Below are 17,372 nucleotides of genomic sequence, written 5' to 3' on the forward strand. Positions count from 1 at the left end.
ACGGACGAGCAGAATAAGGCAAAGGCCAGTCCGGCCGCCCCAGGTTGAAAGGAGTGCGCGGTGAAGACCGAAGCCAGGATCCTGATGGTCGAACCCCGGTATTTCGACGTCAGCTATCGCATCAATCCATGGATGCAACCCGATGCGTGGGCGCGAGATCCCAAGGGATGCGCGGCCGCCGCGAACGAAGCGTCGCAAGCCCTGCGCCGCGCGCTGGCACGTGCCGGCTGCGAGGTGGTCGTGCGCGCGGGCAGCCCCGGCCTGCCCGACATGGTCTTTCCCGCCAATGCGGCCATCGTGCTCGATGGCCGTGCCCTGTTGGCCCGTTTCCGCTATCCGCAGCGCCAGGGCGAGGAAGCCGCTTTCCTGGAGATGTTCCGCGCGCTGCGCGACGAGGGCCTGCTGGCGGAGGTCGCGCAGTTTCCCGAAGGCTGCTTCCAGGAAGGGGCGGGCGACGCCATCTGGGATGCCCGCCGGCACTGGTTCTGGGCCGCCTACGGACCGCGGTCGTCGCGCGAGTCGCTGGCGCGCATCCGCGAATTCTTCGGCAAGGAAACGGTGGCGATGGAGCTGGTCTCCGATCGTTGCTACCACCTGGATGTGTGCTTCTGTCCGCTGGCCGGCGGCGAGATCCTGTACTTCCCGCCCGCGCTGACCGCGCAGGCCTTGCGCAACCTGCGCGAACGCGTACCGGCGGAACTGCTGATCGAGGCCACGGAAGACGACCTGGCACGCTTCAGCGTGAATGCGGTCAGCGTGGGCCGGGAGATCGTCATGGCCACGCCCTCCGATCGCCTGCGGGCGGTGCTGGCCGAGCGTGGCTACCATGTGGCGCCGGTCGACCTCGCGCCCTTCATGATGTCCGGCGGGGGTGCCTATTGCATGACCTTGCGCCTGGATCGCGCGAGCCTGGCCGAGGGCGCCGAGCCCGCGCGCGCCAGGGAGGCCGCGGCGGCCTGAGGAGGGCGTATGAAGACTCTCTATCTGGATGCGGCCGCGGTGGCCCGCATGATCGCCGGATACGGGACGGTGCGCATGATCGAATTGCTGGCGCGGGACATCCGCGACGATTACGTGCGCTGGCCGGAGTTCGAGAAGTGCGCCCGGGTGGCGCACCATTCCAGCATGGGGGTGATCGAGCTGATGCCGGTGTCCGACGGCAGGCGCTATGCGTTCAAGTACGTCAACGGCCATCCCGGCAATGCGTTGAGCGGCCTGCCCACCGTGCTGGCCTTCGGCGTCCTGGCCGACGTCGCGACCGGGTACCCCTTGCTGCTGGCGGACCTGACCCTGGCGACGGCGCTGCGCACCGCGGCCACCTCGGCGCTGGCGGCGGGGGCCATGGCGCGCGCGGGCTCACGCACCATGGCGCTGATCGGCAACGGCGCGCAGAGCGAGTTCCAGGCGCTGGCCTTCCACGCGCTGGTCGGGATTACCGAGATCCGCGCCTACGACATCGACCGCCACGCCACCGACAAGCTCATGGCCAATCTGGCCGGGATCGAGGGGCTGCGCGTGACGGCCGCCGGATCGGCCGAGGAAGCGGCGAGGGGCGCGGACATCGTGACCACGGCGACCGCCGACAAACGTCGCGCCTCGGTGCTGCGGCCGCAATGGCTGGCGCCGGGCACGCATGTGAACGCGGTGGGCGGCGACAGCCCGGGCAAGACCGAACTGCATCCGGCCATCCTGCGCCAGGCCCGCATCGTGGTGGAGTACGAGGCGCAGACCCGTATCGAGGGCGAGATCCAGCAACTGCCGGCCGGCGCGCCGGTGGTGCCGCTGTGGCAGGTACTGTCCGGCGCCCAGCCGGGACGGGAAACGCCGGAGCAGACAACCGTGTTCGATTCGGTGGGTTTCGCGTTGGAGGACTTCTCGGCCCTGCGCTGCCTGCTGGACCTGGCCCGCGCCACCGGAGCCGGACAGGACCTGCAACTGGTGCCCGACCTTGCGGATCCGCGCAACCTGTATGCGCTGCTGGCGGCCCACGCCCGGGCCGCCGAGCCGGCGGCCGCTACATCCTGACCCAGCCGCGCGTCACCATCACGTGCAGCGCCAGGCCCAGCAGGAAGCCGGCGGCGACGTTCCACATGCACAGGGCGGCGGTGGCCAGCGCCACCAGGCGCTGGTTCCTGTCCGCCGGCAGGACGCTGCTGCCCAGGGCCAGCTGGGCACCGGTCAGGAACAGGATCACGCCCAGGATGGACAGCGGGAACAGCTTGAACAGCAGCGAGATCCCCGCGCTGAAGAACAGCGCGAGCACCAGCAGGATGACCCCCAGGATGACCAGTGCGCCCCCCGTGCGGGCGCCGAAGGCCACGTGGCCGGCCATGCCGCCGGCGCCGTGGCACATGGGCACCCCGCCGGCCACCGAGCTGAAGATGTTCATGATGCCGGTCGAGGTCGCCAGGCCGTTCTCGGACACGGGGCGCTGGGGGAACAGCCGGTTGTTCTCTTCCTTGACCGCGATGACGGCATTGCCCAGCGTGAGCGGGAGCTGGGGCAGGGCCAGCAGCGCCGCGCCGATCGCCAGTTCGTGCAAGCTGATGTCCGACAGGGCGAACGAGGGCGTGGGCAGCCCCAGCGGAACCTGCGCCAGTTCATGCAGCAGCGTGGGCTGGCGCCAGGCGCCCACCGCCGCGCCGAAGATCAGCAGCACGAACATCGCGGGCAGCGTGCGATTGCCCATCAGCAGCAATGTGCCCACGCCCGCCAGCGCCGCGATGGGCCAGTCGGTCTGCATCATTTTCACGCCTTCCAGCATGAAGCCGAAGCCCAGGCCCAGCATGATGCCCAGGACCACGGCTGGCGGAACCAGGCGCGTCACCCGGGCGGCCATGCCGCTCAGCCCCAGGAACAGCCAGGCAACGCCGGTCGCGAGCGCGGCGCCGTAGACCGCTCCCGGGGTGACCACCGCGGTCTGGGCGGCCTGGGTGACCGCCACCGCGCCTATGGCTTTCATGGGCTGCACGGGGATGGGCGTCTTGTAATGGAGGCCACAGGCCAGCATGCACAGGCCGAAGGCGAACAACACGCCGAAGGGATCGAGCTTGAGCACGCCGATGTAGGCGGCGACGAAGGGAATCAGGGTGCCGAGATCGCCGAAGGCGCCCGCCCATTCCATGCGGTCGTAGCGATTGCCCGTGGCGGACGGTTGCGGCACGGAGCGACTGGCGGGCTCTTGCACCCGGACCCCCTGGCTATGCGGACGAAGGAAAGGACGATTGTCGGCCACGCTGCGAGGCGTGTAAACACGCGGGCCGTATGGCGGCCCGGCTGGGCCTCAGGCGCAGGCCCGCGCGCGCAGCGCCCGGGACATGCCGTCCAGCATGCGTGCCCAGTCCTTGCGGACGCGTTCGGCATCCGAGGCGTGTTCGACGTCCAGTTGCTGGGTGACCTTGATCTTGCAGCCGGGATCGGCGTCGATCAGCGCGACGGTGACGACGTCCGCGCGCGCGGCGTTGGCCGCATGCCATTCGAAGGCCACGCAATACGGCCGGTCCACGATCAGGTACGCGCCCTGGTCCCGCTCCTGGCCGACGGCGCGCCGCTGGGCGATGGCGGCCAGGCAGGCGTCGAAGGCGTGCTCGGCGGGAACGGGAAGATGCCGGATAGTGGAGACGTCTATCGTTCGGCTCATGCTGGAGTTTCCTGGCTGCGGGACACCCGGCGGGCGGAATCGCCGGGCAGGGAGACGCGCAGCGTAGCGAATTTTGTGTACAGTGTCCACAATATCCCGGAAGCCATGTCGGGATAGGTGGCGTGGCGGGCGCGATCGCCTACAAAGTGTTTCGGCGCCGGCAGGGACGCGCGGTTCCGGCGCGGGCGCGGGCGGATGAGCGCGCGCGAAGGTTGCATCTTTAACCGCGCGAGATGCGCCATGCCGCCGGAGGCGCCAAGCTGGGGCCATGCCCACCACGGCAGGGGACCGGCATGGAAGAGACCGAATCGGCGCGCAGGCGCGCATGCATGGTCGAGCGGCAGCTCGCGGGACGCGGCGTGGAGGACGCGCGCGTGCTGGCCGCGATGGGAGCGGTGCCCCGCGAGGCATTCGTGCCCGCCGACATGCGCGAGTTCGCGTATGACGACACGCCCTTGCCCATAGGGGAAGGGCAGACGATCTCCCAACCCTACATCGTCGCGCTGATGGCGGCCGCCGCGCGCCTGGATCCGCGCGACCGGGTGCTGGAGATCGGTACCGGCTCGGGGTACGCGGCGGCGGTTCTGGCCGGTCTCGCGGCCCGCGTGGAAACGGTGGAACTGAGGCCTGAACTGGCAGCAAGGGCCCGCGAGAACCTGCGCGCCTACCCGAACGTGGACGTGCATGTCGGGGACGGCACGCTGGGGTGGCCGCAGGGCGCCCCGTACGACGCGATCCTGGCCGCGGCCGGCGGTCCGGAGGTGCCCCCGGCGCTGGTCGGGCAACTGGCGCCGGGCGGGCGGCTGATCATGCCGGTGGGCGCCAGCCGCGAGCGCCAGCGGCTGTTGCGCATGGTGCGCGGGGACCATGGCCGCCTGGCCAGGGAGGACCTGGGGCCGGTGCGCTTCGTGCCGCTGGTGGGGGAACAGGGGTGGGACGATACGCGCGCGGCAAGCAAGCACGCGGCTACGCCCCGCGCCGAAAGCCTTTCCGCGCGCATGGGGCGCAGGGCCGAGGCGTTTGCCGGGTTGGACGAGGCTGCCGCGGGGGGCCTGTTCGACCGTTGGGGCGACCGGCGTGTCGTGCTGCTGGGCGAGGCCAGCCACGGCACGTCCGAGTTCTACCAGGCTCGGGCGGCCATCACGCGGCGCCTGATCGAGCACCATGGCTTCAACATCGTCGCGGTGGAAGCGGATTGGCCAGACGCGGCGGCCGTGGACCGCCACGTCAGGCATTTGCCGCACCTGGCCGTGGCGATGCCGGCCTTCCAGCGCTTTCCGCGCTGGATGTGGCGCAACACCGACGTCGCCGCCTTCGTCGAATGGCTGCGGGCGCACAACGAAGGGCGGGCGATGTCGCGGCGGACCGGTTTCTTCGGCCTGGACCTGTACAGCCTGTCGGACTCCATCGGCGCGGTCCTGGCCTACCTGGACCGGGTCGATCCCGAGGCGGCCGGTGTGGCGCGCGAGCGCTATGGCTGCCTGACGCCGTGGCAGAAGGATCCGGCCGTATACGGCCGCGCCGTGCTGACCGATGGCTACCGGGGCTGCGAGCAACAAGTGGTGGCGCAACTGAAGGACCTGCTGGCCCGGCGCATGGAGTATGCGCAAGGCCAGGATGGCGCCTTCCTGGACGCGGCGCAGAACGCCAGGCTGGTGGCCGCGGCCGAGCGCTACTACCGGGCCATGTACTACGGGACGGCGGAGTCGTGGAACCTGCGCGACACCCATATGTACGAGACGCTGGCCCATCTGCTGGAGGCCCATGGGCCGACGGCCAGGGCGGTGGTCTGGGCGCACAACTCGCACATCGGCGATGCCGCCGCCACCGAGATGGGACAGTCGCGCGGGGAGCTGAACATCGGGCAGTTGTGCCGCGAACACCTGGGCGAGGCGGCCGCGCTGGTGGGCATGGACACGCACACGGGTACGGTGGCCGCCGCGCACGACTGGGGCGGGCGGATGGAGATCATGGAGGTCCGCCCGTCGCGCGAGGACAGCGTCGAGCGCCTGGCGCACGAGTGCGGCATTCCCCGCTTCCTGCTGGACTTCCAGGCGCCGGGCGGCGAGGCGCTGGCGCAGGAGCTGCGGCAGCCGCGCCTGGAGCGCTACATAGGCGTGATCTACCGGCCGGGAACGGAATTGATGAGCCACTACGCCGACGCCTCGCTGTCCCGGCAGTTCGACGCGTGGCTGTGGCTGGACACGACGCGCGCCGTGCAGCCGCTGGCCGGCGGGCCGGGCGCGGGCGCGCCCGAGACCTATCCCTTCGGCGTCTAGCGGCGCGGATCAGCCCCAGGCGGCGCCCAGTTCGCGCGTGACCTGGGCGGCCGGCAGTTCGCGGCAGGCGCCGGGGTTCTGCCCGCACCAGAGCGGAGAGAAATCGCCCGAGCCCTGGGCTTCGGCCTTGGCACGCAGGGGGGCGATGGCCGAGGTCGCGAGCGGGAAGGCCGGCGCCGCCGGCGACATCGGGCCGAGTTCGCGCATCACGCGATTCACGATGCCGCGCGCCGGACGGCCGGAAAACAGGTTGGTGAGCGCGGTGTGCGCGGCGGGGTGTTTCAGCGCTGCGCGGTGTATGGCGCTGACGGTGGATTCGGGACACAGCAGATAGGCCGTCCCGGCTTGTATCCCGGCCGCGCCCAGCGCCCGCGCCGCCGCGACCGTACGCGCGTCGACGATGCCGCCGGCCGCGACCACGGGCACGCGCACCGCCGCCACGATCTGCGGCAGCAGCGCGAAGGTTCCCGATTGGGTGTCCAGGTCGTCGGACAGGAACATGCCCCGGTGGCCGCCGGCTTCGTTGCCCTGGGCGATGATGATGTCGGCGCCGTGGTCTTCCAGCCAGCGCGCTTCGCCGACGGTGGTGGCGGACGACAGCACCTTGGATCCCCATGACTTCACGCGGGCCAGCAGGTCGGCCGAGGGCAGTCCGAAATGGAAGCTGACCACGGGCGGCCGGTAGGGTTCGACCAGGTCGGCGATCTCGGCCGTGAACGGCGCGCGTCCGGGGCCGGGCTGTATGCCGGCCGGATCGATGCCGAATTCGGCGTAGTACGGGCCGAGGGCCTGGCGCCATTGCGATTCGCGCGCGGCGTCGGGAACGGGCGGCGCATGGCAGAAGAAATTGACGTTGTAGGGCCGGTCGGTGCCGGCGCGCAGCTTGTCGAGTTCGGCGCGCAGCGCGTCGGGCCCCAGCATCGCGCAGGGCAGCGACCCGAGGCCGCCCGCGTTCGATACGGCGATCGCGAGCGCGCTGGCCTGCGAACCGGCCATGGGCGCCTGGATGACGGGAAGGGCGATGCCCAGCAGTTCTTGCAGATTCATGACGCGGCCTTGATGGGAAACGAGGAAAAGAGGGGAGGTCCGTCCGCCGGCAGCAGATCGGCCAGCGTGTAGTGATCCAGGTGCTGCAGGAAGCGCTGCAGCGCGGCATCCAGTATGCCCGTCAACCGGCAATGTCCGGTCAGCACACAGGCACTGCCGGTGGCGTGGCACTCGACCAGGTGGAAGTCCGGTTCCAGGTCGCGCAGCACCTGGGCGAGGCCGATGCGCTCGGGCGGCCGGGCCAGCCGCATGCCGCCGCCCTTGCCGCGTACCGTCTCCAGATAGCCCAGCAGGCCCAGCCGGTGGGTGACCTTCATCAGGTGGGCAGCGGATATGCCGTGCACCTGCGCGACCTCGGCGATCGTGCACAACCTGTCGGCATGTGCGCCGACATGCATCAGCAGCCGCAGCGCGTAGTCGCTCTGGACCGTCAGGCGCATGGCAGTTCGCGCGCGAGGCGATCGGGATGACGATGCATCTGATAGCCCAGCCACAGGCTTTGCGCGATGCGCCGGGCCATGACCTGGGCCCGCCTGGCCATGGCCTGGTTCTCCTGCTCTCCGGCCGTCAGGTCGAACAGCGCCAGCCAGCGCGAGAACAACGTCTCGTCCAGGTCGGGCAGGGCGGCGTGCCGCGTCATCGGCGTGCCGCCGTAGCGCCGCGTGCCGCGCAGGATGGAGGACCAGAAGTCGGTGAGCTTGGACAGGTGGCCGTCCCAGTCGTCCACATGGGCTTCGAAGATGGGGCCCAGCTTGTCGTCCCGCCGGACCCGGGCGTAGAAGGCGGCGACGAGGCGGGCGATTTCCTCGTCGGTGCACAGGTTGAGGTCGAGCATGGACATCACCCAATAAGATATATATTAGATGTATCTTATCATTGCCCCAGCCGGCCAGGCCAGTCCCGGCCGGCTGGGTGCTACAGTATGCGCAGCGTCGAATCCGATACCGATTTCCATGTCTTACCTGGCATCGCTCTGGACCCAGCTGATCGCCTGGGTCAGCACCCATCTCGTCGAACCGGCCGTGCTTTTCCTGCACATCGCCGATACCGCGGGCAATCCGCTGGAGATCTCCGAGGCGCTGCTGATCGCGCTGCTGCAGCTCTTCATCATAGGGTTCATCTTCCGTCCCCTGGAAACCCTGGCGCCGGCCGAGCGCTGGGAGGACAGGAAACTCACGCGCATCGACCGGCTGTACACGCTGCTGATGCTGCTGGGCCTGTTCCCGCTGTTCAGCTACCTGGTCCTGACGCCATTCGCCAACATGCTGGGCGGGCTCGGCGGCGAGGCCGAGGCCGGTCCCGCCGTCTCCTCCGGGCTCAAGCACTGGGTGCCCTGGTTCGAGGACCATCCCTACCTGCTGTTCCTGGTCTATTACCTGGTCTACGACTGCGTCTATTACTGGATGCACCGGGCCCAGCATGCCATTCCGTGGTGGTGGGCGCTGCACAGCATGCACCACAGCCAGCGCCAGATGAGCTGCTGGACCAACGATCGCGGCAGCTACATCGACGGGGTGCTGCAATCCTTCATCCTGGCCACCGTCGGCCTGGCCATGGGCGTGGAGCCTTCCGAGTTCGCGCTGCTGGGCCTATTGAGCGAGCTGGTGCAGAACCTGTCGCACACCAACGTGCGCTTCGGCTTCGGCCGCATCGGCGAACGCCTGCTGGTCGATCCCAAGTTCCATCGCCTGCACCACATGGTGCGGGATCCCGAACGCCCCTCGCTGCACAACTGCAACTTCGGACAGGTCCTGCCCGTCTGGGACATCCTGTTCGGCACGGCGCTGTACGGCGAGAAGATCCGCCCGACCGGCGTCAGCGATCCCATGGTCGATGCCGACAACGACCGTGGCCTGGTCGGCCAGCAGTGGCAGGCCGCCCGGCGTTTCTGGGGAGCGGTACGGCGGCCGGCGGGATGGAGACTGGGCGAGGTCTCGTTCGGCCCCGACTATGCCCCCATCCCCAGCGACGAGGCCGAGCACCTGCCCGTGCCTGCGGACGCGGGGCCGGCGGGCGGAGCGCCTGCGGCCTGAATCCGGCCGCGTCAGGGCCGGGCCAGGTGCCAGAGTCCGTTGACGCCGTCGCCCGTGCGGTCCCCCGGGGCCCGGTCCTTGGTCCAGAAATACAGCGGCTTGCCTCGATAGGCCCATTGCCGGACGCCGTCCTGGCGGGTGATGACCATCCAATCCCCGCTGCGGGTGGCGCCCGACGGCGCGGTCAGGGGAGGCCAGTTCTGCGCGCAGACGCCGTTGCAGGCGCTCTGGCCGACGGGGTCGCGATCGAAGGTGTACAGGCTCATGCCGTTGGGGGCCACCATCGCGCCGTCGCTGATCCTGGCGGGCTCGCTCACCATCAGCGATGAGCAGCCGGCCGCGAGCAGGGCGGCGGCGCAAGTGGCGTGGACGAAAGCTCGAACCATGATGCCTCCTTGAGTCGGTGCGTGGTCCATGGGAAGGATCAGCGGCCAGTATGGTGGCTTTCGGCGCGTCGCCACATGTCCGCGCCCACATGGGTTGTAAGGTTTTGCAACCGCCGCCTGCGCGATGTTTCCAAGGATGTCGGCGGGCTTGGCGGCGCGGCGCATGGGCCATAATGGCCGCGTGCCAACCACGTCGCCGCACATGAAAAGCGAATCCACTTTCGAATGGCTGGGGGCCATGCTGGGCGAGGCCATCCGCACCATCGTCGCCGCGCTGAAAACGGTATTCGGCGGTTTCGGCGAAGCCGTCGGCGCGTTTTCCTCCGGCCTGGCCGAGGCCCTGGGCATGAGCCCGACCCTGTTCAATTTCGCGCTGCTGGTCCTGGGCCTGCTGCTGCTCTACGCCGGCATACGCTCGCTGCTGAACCGCTCGGTGCTGGGCGCCATCTTCTGGTTCCTGCTGGCGGTGCTGCTCCTGGGCGGATTGATCGGCGAAGCGGGCACGTCCGCCTGAGGTTGCCGCGACGCGGGAAATAAGGTGTCATGGAAGGATGTCCATGGCAGAGGTGCCCCAGATGCTTCCCATCCTCATCCTTCAGACCGGCGGCCCGCCGCAGGCGGTCGGCGCGGCCTATGGCGGCTTCGATCGCATGGTGGGCGAGGTGGCCGGCCTGAATCCCGGGCGGCTGGCCCGCGTGGCCGCCTACAAGGGCGAGACGCCCGAGGCGCCGTCGCGCTACGCGGCCGCGCTGATCACCGGCTCGCGCGCCAACGTGACCGACCACGCGCCCTGGAGCGAAGCCTGTGCGAGCTGGGTGCGCGATGCCATGGACGCGTCGCTGCCCCTGTTCGGCATCTGCTATGGCCACCAACTGATGAGCTATGCGCTGGGGGGGCGTGTCGGCTACCTCGAGGGCGGGCGGGAGATCGGCACCCAGCAGGTCGAACTGACTCCGGCGGCGGCCGGCGATGCCCTGGTGGCGGGTATGCCGTCGATCTTCGCCGCCCATTTCATCCACGAGCAGACCGTGGCCGAGCCGCCAGCCGGCGCCGCCGTGCTGGCCCGCAACGGCAAGGACAGCCACCAGATGCTGCGCTATGGCCCCAATGCGGTCTCGGTGCAGTTCCATCCCGAGTTCACGGTGCCCGTCATGAGGGCGTATTTCGACGTGATGCGGGCCGGGCTGGCCGATGAAGGCCTGGACGTGCAGGCGCTGCGCTCGGGCGTGGCCGAGACGCCGGTGTCCCATGCCATCATGCGGCGCTTCTTCGAACGCATCGCCGCGCCGGCGGCATCGGCGGACGCTCGATGAGTGCTGCGACCTTCATCCACGATTCGACCAAGGAGACCGTCATTTCCACGCAGGTTCTCGCCCGCGCCAGGCTGCTGGCCGCAAGCCTGGCCATGCTCGCCGCCTCCCAGGCCCAGGCCCAACTCGATACCGGCGCCTGCCTGGCCCGGCTGCGGCCGGCAGCCCCGGCCAACGGCATCCAGGTGGCCGATTTCGATACCTACACCCAGGGCGCGACGCTGCTGGCTTCCACGGTGGCCTCGGCGCGGGCTCAGCCCGAAGGCAGGGAGACCTGGTGGGACTACCTGGCCAAGACCGTGGACGAGGAACGGGTGGTCGACGGGCGCAAGCTGATGGAGGCCGAGGCGGCGCCGCTATCGGAGATCGCCGCCCGCTACGAAGTGGATGGCGAAGTGATGGTGGCCATCTTCGGCATCGAGACCAACTTCGGCCGGGTCCTGGGCAAAACGCGGGTGCTGGATGCATGGCTGACCCGCGCGTGCACCGAGAACAAGCCGCTGTGGATCAAGAACGTCTATGCCTCGATACGGATGCTGCGCGACGGACTGGTGCAGCCGGATACCTTCGTCGGCTCGTGGAGCGGCGCCTTCGGCATGACCCAGTTCATTCCGACCTCCTACTACGAGCTCGCGGCCGACGGCGACGGCGACGGAAGGATAGACCTGTACGGATCGCTGCCCGACGCGCTGGCGTCCACGGCCAGCCATCTGCGCAAGCGGCGGGCGCGGTGGACGCGGGGGCTCTTGCCGGTCATCGAGGTCAAGCTGCCGGCCGGCGTGGCGGCAGGCGTGCCCGCGGGCCAGGAGTTCGCGGGCTCGGAGCGCCGCACGCTGGCCGAATGGACCGCCCGCGGCGTCACGCGGGTGGACGGCGGCAGGCCGGATCGGCTGCGCGGCGGCGAGCCGGCACCCGATTCGCCCGCCTATCTGTTCGCGCCAACCGGCGCGGAGGGCCCGGTATTCCTGGCCACGCGCAATTTCGACGCCATCCTGAGCTACAACGGCTCGCACAAGTACGCGCTGGCCGTCAGCCTGCTGATCGACCGGCTGCGCGGTGAGCCGCCCATCGCCACTCCCTGGCCGACCGACGATCCCGGCCTGTCGCGCGCCGAGATCCGTGAGTTGCAGGCGTTGCTGCTGGCGCGAGGCCATGACGTCGGCACGCCGGACGGCATTCCGGGCACCCGCACGCGCGATGCCGTGGCCGCCGAACAGCAGCGGGCCGGCCTGGCCGTCGATGGGCGGGTGGGCCAGCGCATCCTGCGGACGCTGCGGCAGGATCCACTGCCGCGTACCGCGCCGGCACCGGAGCCGCAGCCGGGGGGCGGCGCATGAAGGCAGCGCCCGGACCGGGCATCCTGGCGGTCGACATCGGCGGCACGGGCTTGAAGGCCGCCGTCATCGACGATGCGGGCCGGCTGCTGGGCCGGCACCTGCGGGTATCCACGCCCAGGCCATGCCCGCCGGACCGGCTGCTGGACGAGGTCGCCGGCATGGCCGCCATGCTGGAAGGCTACGATCGGATCTCCATCGGTTTTCCGGGCGTCATCCGCCGGCAGCGCGTGCTGACCGCGGTCAACCTCGGTTCCCCCGCGTGGGTGGGGTTTCCGCTGGCGCAGGCGCTGGGCGACCGGCTGGGCTGCCCCGCGCGGATGGTCAACGATGCCGACATGCAGGGCTATGGCCTTGCGCTGGGAGACGGCCTGGAGTTCGTCATGACGCTGGGCACGGGTGTGGGCACGGCGCTGTTCCGCGATGGCGAGCTGATGCCGCACCTGGAACTGGCGCACCATCCCATGGAGGATGGCAAGACCTACGAGGAATGCCTGGGGGACGCGGCGCTGCGGGCCGAGGGCAGGCCGTGCTGGAACCGGCGCCTGGGGCGCGCGCTGGCATTGGTCGACGTCCTGCTCAAGCCGGACCGCATCCACCTGGGTGGCGGCAACGCGCGCGAGGTGGAGGCGGGCTTGCCGCCTCATGTCAGCGTGGGCTCGAACGATGCCGGGCTGGCCGGCGGGGCGGCGCTGTGGCGACGCTGGAATCCCGCCCACGCCTGACGGGCGCGATCCCTACGGCAGCTCGGCCGGATAGCTGTCCAGCGCCAGCGAGACCTGGCGCCTGATGTCCCAATCGGCCAGGGTCGCCTGCACCGCGCCGTAGTAGACGCCGTTCTTGACCACGAACATCGAGGGCAGGTGGAACACCTCGTAGCGTTCGACCAGCCCGCGGTTGCGGCCCGCATCGATCCAGCAGATGCGCGCCACCGGCAGGCTCATGTCGGGAAGCTGGGCGCGCGCCAGCCGGCAGTTGGGGCAGGTGTCGCTGGTGAATACCAGCAGCGAGGTGCCGGGGGCATCCAGCAGGAAGCGGTCGGCGGTGCCGTCGTCGATGTCGATCTGTTCCATGGGAAAAAAAGCGGGCGCCGGTGGGTTCCGCGCGGAGTTCATGGGCGAGAATATATCGGATTTCCTTTTTTCGTCCCCCAGCCATGCACGCCAATGAACCGAACCAGCCGCCGCGCCGCTGCGCGTGGGCCGGCAACGATGCCCTGTACGTGTCCTACCATGACGAGGAGTGGGGCCGCCCCCTGGACGGCGAGGCGGCGCTGTTCGAGCGCATCAGCCTGGAGGGCTTCCAGGCCGGCCTGAGCTGGCTCACCATCCTGCGCAAGCGGCCGGCCTTCCGGCAGGCTTTCGCAGGATTCGACGTCGACGAGGTCGCTGCCTTCGGCATCCGGGACGTCGAACGCCTGCTGGCCGACACGGGCATCGTGCGGCACCGGGGCAAGATCGAGGCGGTGATCAACAACGCGCGCCGGGCGCGCGAACTGCGTGCCGAGGAAGGCTCGCTCGCGGCCTTCCTGTGGCGCTACGAACCCGCCGGTACCTACGACGGGCCGCCGCGCGCCGAGTCGCCGGAATCCCGGGCCCTGTCCAAGGAGCTCAAGCGGCGCGGCTGGCGCTTCGTGGGGCCGACCACGATGTATTCGTTGATGCAGGCCGTCGGCATGGTCAACGACCACGGACCGGACTGCGTCTGCAGGAAGGAGGTGGAGGCGCTGCGCGCCGCCTTCCCGCGGCCGGGCGCGTTGGGCCGGCGCAAGCGGCCCTGAAAGCGGACGCCCCTTATGAAGCGGCGTGCACAGGTAGCACGTTGCGATGACTTCGGATAGAGTATCCGGGCTGGATGCAGTGCCTTGTCGCGTTACCGGTTGGTTTCCCTGTCCGATCCCCGGTGTCACGAGTGGTGTGCCGCGGGCGAAGGACCGCAGCATTCACACGGGGGCAGATCATGACGTGGGTACTCGAGGCCATCAGGCAGTCGCCGGAAATCCTGCTGTTTCTCTCGCTGGCGATCGGCTTCTGGATAGGCAAGTTCCAGTTCGGCAGGTTCCAGCTCGGCGGCGTGGCGGGTTCGCTGCTCGTGGCGGTGCTGTTCAGCCAGCTCGGCGTCTCCATCGACAACGGCGTCAAGGCGGTGCTCTTCGCGCTGTTCATCTATGCCGTCGGTTTCGAGAGCGGCCCCCAGTTCTTCAAGTCCCTCGGGCGCCAATCCCTGAAGGAAATCGCCATGGCCGCGGTGCTGGCCATCACCGGCCTGGTGACCGTGGTGGTGCTGGCGCGCATGTTCGGCCTGGACAAGGGCCTGGCCGCCGGGGTGGCGGCGGGGGGGCTGACGCAGTCGGCCATCATCGGCACCGCCGGCTCGGCACTGGCCAAGCTGGGCCTGCCGCCCGACGAGCTCCAGCGCCTGCAGGCCAACGTGGCCATCGGCTATGCCGTGACCTACATCTTCGGCTCGTTCGGGGCCATCATCATCTGCGTCAACGTACTGCCGAAGTTCATGGGCCGCGACATCCGCGAGGATGCGGTGAAGGCCGAGACTTCGATGAACGCGGGCATGATCGTGCCCGGCGCGGGTGAACAGCTCGCCGCGCCCGAGGTGGTGGGACGGCTTTACCGGGCCGGGCCGGCTGCGGGCACCACCGTGGGCGAAATCGAGGCGCTGGCGCCCGACGGCATGGCGGTGACGGTCGAACGCATCAAGCGCGACGGCCAGATCATTCCCGCGCAGGCCGACCTGAAGCTGCACGCCAGCGACATCGTGCTGCTGGCCGGCAGGCGGGCGGCGGTGATGGCCGCGCGCCAGGCGCTGGGAGACGAGGTGCTGTCGTCCAGCGGCATGGACATGGTCATGCTGACGCGCGACGTGCTGATCACCGGCCCCGCCTACCTGGGCAAGACCGTCGCGCAGATACGGGCGGGCATCGCCGCCGACATTCGCCACGGCATCGTGGTGCTGGGCCTCAAACGCGACGGCCGGCCGCTGCCGATGGAGCCGGACACGGTCATCCGGGCCGGCGACGTCGCGGTGCTGTTCGGCACGGGCAACGACATCCAGCGCGCGGCCCACAGCGTCGGCACGGTCATCGTGCCCAGCGACAAGACGGATTGGGTCTATCACGGCCTGGGGCTGGCCCTGGGCCTGGTCATCGGGCTGGCCGTGCTGCGCATCGGGTCCATTCCCCTGACGTTGGGCAGCGGAGGCGGGGCGCTGTTGTCCGGGCTGCTGTTCGGCTGGTACCGCACGCGCAGGATGAGCGTGGGCAACATGCCCACCGGCGCCTCGACGCTGCTGCGGGACCTGGGCCTGGCGGGGTTCGTCGCGGTGGTCGGGCTGCAATCCGGGCTGCAGGCCGTCGACACCATACGCACCAGCGGCCTGTCGCTGTTCCTGATCGGCGTGGCGGTCACCATCGTGCCGCTGCTCATCACCATGCTGTTCGGCCGCTACGTGCTGCGCTACGACAACGCGGCCGTGTTCGCCGGCGCGCTGTCCGGGTCCCGCAGCGCCAACCCGGCCTTCGGCGAGGTGCTGGACAAGGCGGGCAATTCGGTTCCCACGGTGCCTTTCGCCGTGACCTATGCCCTGGCCAATGTCTTCCTGACCCTGCTCGGCCCGCTGGTCGTCGCCTTTGCCTAGGGTCCCATCGCAAGCCATCCACGGAGGCCGTCATGTCGACAGCGGATTACAGTCGGTACGCCAAACTGAGTCCTTTCGAACTGAAGGACGCGCTCATCGAACTGGCATCGAGCAAGCAGAACCGGCTCATGCTCAACGCCGGACGGGGCAATCCCAACTTCCTGGCCATCGTGCCGCGGCGCGCATTCTTCCGGCTGGGGCTGTTCGCCGCGCTGGAATCCGAGCTGTCCTTTTCCTACATGCCGCACGGCATAGGGGGGCTGCCCCGGATCGAGGGCATCGAGAATCGCTTCAACGCCTACATCGCCGAGAACCGGGACCAGGAAGGCGTGGTGTTCCTGGGGCGCGCCCTGAGCTACGTGCGCGACCAGATGGGGCTGTCCGCGTCCGAGTTCCTGCACGAGATGGTGGAGGGCGTACTGGGCGACAACTATCCGGTGCCGCCGCGCATGCTGCGGATCACCGAGGAAATCGTCCGAACCTACCTGGTCAAGGAGATGATAGGCGGGTTCCTGAGCAACCAGCACATCGACGTGTTCGCCACCGAGGGCGGTACCGCCGCGATGACCTACGTCTTCGACACGATGAAGGAAAACGGGTTGATCAAGGCCGGGGACAAGGTGGCGATAGGCATGCCGGCCTTCACCCCTTACATGGAGATCCCGCGCCTGAACGGCTATCAGCTGGAGTCGGTCTACGTCAATGCCGATCCGGACCAGGGCTGGCAATATCCGGACGCCGAGATCGACAAGCTGCTCGATCCGGCGGTGAAAGTCTTCTTCTGCATCAACCCCAGCAATCCGCCGTCCTACAAGATCAACGCCCATGGGCTGGAGCGCATCCGGAACATCATCGAGACCCGGCGGCGCGACCTGATCGTGCTGACCGACGATGTCTACGGGACCTTCGCCGACGATTTCCAGTCGCTGTTCGCCACGTGCCCGCGCAACACCATCCTGGTCTATTCGTACTCGAAGTACTTCGGCGCGACCGGCTGGCGGCTGGGGGCCATCGCCGTGCACCAGGACAACGTCATGGACGAGATCCTGCGCGGCCTGCCGTCGTCGATGAAGAAGGCCCTGAACGAGCGCTATGCCTCGCTCACGCCGGACGTGCCGGGACTGAAATTCATCGATCGGCTGGTGGCCGACAGCCGATCCGTGGCGTTGAACCACACGGCGGGACTGTCCACGCCGCAGCAGGTGCAGATGGCCCTGTTCTCGCTGTTCGCGCTGATGGACGAGCACGACGGCTACAAGGCCGAACTCAAGAAGTTGATCCGCCGGCGCCAGGCGGCGCTGTACCGCGAACTCGGCATCGCCAGGAGCCAGGACGAGAATGCGGTGGACTACTACACGCTGCTCGACCTGGGCGCCATCGCAAGGGACCTGCACGGCCCGGAATTCGCGGCCTGGGTGCAGAAGAACGTGGCGCCCACCGATCTCCTGTTCCGCATCGCGGACGAGACCGGCATCGTGATGCTGCCGGGCAGCGGCTTCGGCACGCTGCGGCCGGCCGGGCGCGTATCGCTGGCCAACCTGAACGAATACGAATATGCCGCGATCGGCCGGGCCTTGCGGCAGATGGCCGAACAGTTCTACGACGATTACCGCAAGGGCCGGCCCGGACCCGCCGGCAAGCGCGCCGCCGGCAAGGACAAGGCGAAGAAGGGCGGCAAGAAGTAGCCGGAAG

At 69.2% G+C, this 17,372-nt stretch carries 18 protein-coding genes; 11 read left to right on the plus strand and 7 right to left on the minus strand.

All coding sequences use genetic code 11. The features are described 5' to 3' along the window. Positions 1-84: 84 nt before the first annotated feature. Positions 85-960, plus strand: a complete 876-nt coding sequence (locus CDO46_RS19255; protein ID WP_087840273.1) for a dimethylarginine dimethylaminohydrolase family protein — start codon at positions 85-87, stop codon at positions 958-960. Between the two features lie 9 nt (positions 961-969). Beyond that, entirely contained in the window at positions 970-2,025 is a 1,056-nt protein-coding gene (locus CDO46_RS19260) for an ornithine cyclodeaminase (RefSeq protein WP_087840093.1), read from the plus strand. Here the strand turns inward: CDO46_RS19260 and CDO46_RS19265 are convergent. Both CDO46_RS19265 and CDO46_RS19270 read right to left on the minus strand, forming a co-directional pair. Continuing rightward, positions 2,015-3,163 (minus strand): putative sulfate/molybdate transporter, encoded by a 1,149-nt coding sequence (locus CDO46_RS19265; protein ID WP_254914638.1) that lies wholly within the window; start codon positions 3,161-3,163, stop codon positions 2,015-2,017. The two genes, CDO46_RS19260 and CDO46_RS19265, sit on opposite strands and share 11 nt — an antisense overlap. Positions 3,164-3,283: 120 nt before the next feature. After that, positions 3,284-3,640: an SRPBCC domain-containing protein gene (locus tag CDO46_RS19270; protein ID WP_087840095.1), complete on the minus strand. Its 357-nt coding sequence runs from the start codon at positions 3,638-3,640 to the stop codon at positions 3,284-3,286. Between the two features lie 293 nt (positions 3,641-3,933). Between CDO46_RS19270 and CDO46_RS19275 the strand changes: the two genes are divergently transcribed. Then, positions 3,934-5,919 carry a protein-L-isoaspartate(D-aspartate) O-methyltransferase gene (locus tag CDO46_RS19275; RefSeq protein ID WP_087840096.1) on the plus strand — a complete coding sequence of 662 codons (1,986 nt, stop codon included), beginning with the start codon at positions 3,934-3,936 and terminating at the stop codon, positions 5,917-5,919. A 9-nt stretch (positions 5,920-5,928) separates the two neighbouring features. Here CDO46_RS19275 and CDO46_RS19280 read toward each other — a convergent pair whose 3' ends face one another. The 3 genes from CDO46_RS19280 to CDO46_RS19290 are packed head-to-tail and all read right to left on the minus strand — an operon-like array spanning position 5,929 to position 7,801. Then, complete coding sequence (locus CDO46_RS19280) at positions 5,929-6,966, minus strand: nitronate monooxygenase family protein (RefSeq protein ID WP_087840097.1); 1,038 nt, start codon at positions 6,964-6,966, stop codon at positions 5,929-5,931. Further along, complete coding sequence (locus CDO46_RS19285) at positions 6,963-7,406, minus strand: Rrf2 family transcriptional regulator (RefSeq protein ID WP_087840098.1); 444 nt, start codon at positions 7,404-7,406, stop codon at positions 6,963-6,965. The genes CDO46_RS19280 and CDO46_RS19285 overlap by 4 nt, the downstream gene beginning before the upstream one ends. After that, positions 7,397-7,801 (minus strand): group III truncated hemoglobin, encoded by a 405-nt coding sequence (locus CDO46_RS19290; RefSeq protein ID WP_087840274.1) that lies wholly within the window; start codon positions 7,799-7,801, stop codon positions 7,397-7,399. The genes CDO46_RS19285 and CDO46_RS19290 overlap by 10 nt, the downstream gene beginning before the upstream one ends. 118 nt (positions 7,802-7,919) lie before the next feature. Between CDO46_RS19290 and CDO46_RS19295 the strand changes: the two genes are divergently transcribed. Continuing rightward, positions 7,920-8,999, plus strand: coding sequence for a sterol desaturase family protein (locus CDO46_RS19295; protein ID WP_087840099.1), 1,080 nt, complete (start codon positions 7,920-7,922; stop codon positions 8,997-8,999). Between the two features lie 11 nt (positions 9,000-9,010). Here CDO46_RS19295 and CDO46_RS19300 read toward each other — a convergent pair whose 3' ends face one another. Further along, complete coding sequence (locus tag CDO46_RS19300; protein WP_087840100.1) at positions 9,011-9,385, minus strand: hypothetical protein; 375 nt, start codon at positions 9,383-9,385, stop codon at positions 9,011-9,013. A gap of 202 nt (positions 9,386-9,587) precedes the next feature. On the opposite strand from CDO46_RS19300, the gene CDO46_RS19305 reads away from it, so the two are divergent. From CDO46_RS19305 to CDO46_RS19320, 4 genes are read left to right on the plus strand one after another with little or no spacing between them, the layout of a single operon-like run. Beyond that, positions 9,588-9,899, plus strand: a complete 312-nt coding sequence (locus CDO46_RS19305) for a hypothetical protein (protein WP_087840275.1) — start codon at positions 9,588-9,590, stop codon at positions 9,897-9,899. Between the two features lie 43 nt (positions 9,900-9,942). Continuing rightward, the gene (locus CDO46_RS19310; RefSeq protein ID WP_347944230.1) at positions 9,943-10,698 is read left to right on the plus strand and encodes a glutamine amidotransferase; all 756 of its coding nucleotides are present in this window, start codon (positions 9,943-9,945) and stop codon (positions 10,696-10,698) included. Next, a complete protein-coding gene (locus CDO46_RS19315; RefSeq protein WP_087840101.1) occupies positions 10,695-12,032 on the plus strand; it encodes a lytic murein transglycosylase in 1,338 nt (445 codons plus the stop codon). Before CDO46_RS19310 ends, CDO46_RS19315 begins: the two co-directional genes overlap by 4 nt. Then, positions 12,029-12,754 carry an ROK family protein gene (locus CDO46_RS19320; protein WP_087840102.1) on the plus strand — a complete coding sequence of 242 codons (726 nt, stop codon included), beginning with the start codon at positions 12,029-12,031 and terminating at the stop codon, positions 12,752-12,754. Before CDO46_RS19315 ends, CDO46_RS19320 begins: the two co-directional genes overlap by 4 nt. Positions 12,755-12,766: 12 nt before the next feature. Here the strand turns inward: CDO46_RS19320 and CDO46_RS19325 are convergent, their stop codons facing one another. Next, the gene (locus CDO46_RS19325; RefSeq protein ID WP_087840277.1) at positions 12,767-13,102 is read right to left on the minus strand and encodes a co-chaperone YbbN; all 336 of its coding nucleotides are present in this window, start codon (positions 13,100-13,102) and stop codon (positions 12,767-12,769) included. 83 nt (positions 13,103-13,185) lie between these two features. On the opposite strand from CDO46_RS19325, the gene CDO46_RS19330 reads away from it, so the two are divergent. The 3 genes from CDO46_RS19330 (at position 13,186) to CDO46_RS19340 (ending at position 17,365) form a co-directional block, all read left to right on the plus strand. Then, a complete protein-coding gene (locus tag CDO46_RS19330; protein ID WP_087840103.1) occupies positions 13,186-13,809 on the plus strand; it encodes a DNA-3-methyladenine glycosylase I in 624 nt (207 codons plus the stop codon). Positions 13,810-13,988: 179 nt separating this feature from the next. Beyond that, positions 13,989-15,680 carry an aspartate-alanine antiporter gene (aspT, locus tag CDO46_RS19335; RefSeq protein ID WP_087840104.1) on the plus strand — a complete coding sequence of 564 codons (1,692 nt, stop codon included), beginning with the start codon at positions 13,989-13,991 and terminating at the stop codon, positions 15,678-15,680. A 32-nt stretch (positions 15,681-15,712) separates the two neighbouring features. Then, positions 15,713-17,365 (plus strand): bifunctional aspartate transaminase/aspartate 4-decarboxylase, encoded by a 1,653-nt coding sequence (locus CDO46_RS19340; RefSeq protein WP_087840105.1) that lies wholly within the window; start codon positions 15,713-15,715, stop codon positions 17,363-17,365. The last annotated feature ends 7 nt before the right edge of the window (positions 17,366-17,372 follow it).

It is taken from the genome of Pigmentiphaga sp. NML030171, assembly GCF_002188635.1.
GTDB classification, from domain to species: Bacteria; Pseudomonadota; Gammaproteobacteria; order Burkholderiales; family Burkholderiaceae_B; genus Pigmentiphaga; species Pigmentiphaga daeguensis.